Raw genomic sequence first — 318 nt, forward strand, 5'->3', positions numbered from 1 at the left:
GTGCAATCCACAGCTAGTTTTAATGAAAACAACTTATTATGTGTTGTTTTAACGGCAATTAAATAGACGATATAAAGACCAAGGAGTGGAACAGTAACTAACGTCGCTGCAATGAAAACAAATACTTCACTCATGGGTAACTCCTCCCTTCAAAACCTAAAATAGATTGATGAATAAAATTTGTAATCGGCATAGAGATCCTTTTCTGTTGGCCAAGCTTTAACACATATCCAGTAATAGATTCAATTTCAGTAGCCCTTCCCATTTCCACGTCCCTATACATGGATGATTCATTCTTGCTCGTGCGTTGTATTAATT

1 protein-coding gene is annotated in these 318 nt (G+C 36.2%); it reads right to left on the bottom strand.

Annotation, left to right across the window (positions count from 1 at the left end; genetic code table 11):
* Positions 1-130 precede the first annotated feature (130 nt).
* A partial coding sequence (locus tag AOA61_RS16690; RefSeq protein ID WP_218197354.1) for a ketopantoate reductase C-terminal domain-containing protein occupies positions 131-318 on the bottom strand: 188 nt, incomplete at its 5' end.

This window comes from Pseudomonas sp. 2995-1, from assembly GCF_002742505.1.
In the GTDB taxonomy this organism is placed as follows: Bacteria; Pseudomonadota; Gammaproteobacteria; order Pseudomonadales; family Pseudomonadaceae; genus Aquipseudomonas; species Aquipseudomonas sivasensis.